General features: G+C 56.4%; 1 rRNA gene. It reads left to right on the forward strand.

Going from position 1 to position 326, the window contains the following annotated elements:
* Positions 1-326: ribosomal RNA gene (locus WS42_RS15050) — 16S ribosomal RNA — on the forward strand; the annotation flags it as partial.

Below are 326 nucleotides of genomic sequence, written 5' to 3' on the forward strand. Positions count from 1 at the left end.
GGAATTGACGGGGGCCCGCACAAGCGGAGGAACATGTGGTTTAATTCGATGATACGCGAGGAACCTTACCCGGGCTTGAAAGTTACTGACGATTCTGGAAACAGGATTTCCCTTCGGGGCAGGAAACTAGGTGCTGCATGGTTGTCGTCAGCTCGTGCCGTGAGGTGTCGGGTTAAGTCCCATAACGAGCGCAACCCCTACCGTTAGTTGCCATCAGGTCAAGCTGGGCACTCTGGCGGGACTGCCGGTGTAAGCCGAGAGGAAGGTGGGGATGACGTCAAATCAGCACGGCCCTTACGTCCGGGGCTACACACGTGTTACAATGG

The sequence above is a fragment of the Odoribacter sp. N54.MGS-14 genome (assembly GCF_000980295.1).
GTDB lineage: Bacteria > Bacteroidota > Bacteroidia > Bacteroidales > Marinifilaceae > Odoribacter > Odoribacter splanchnicus.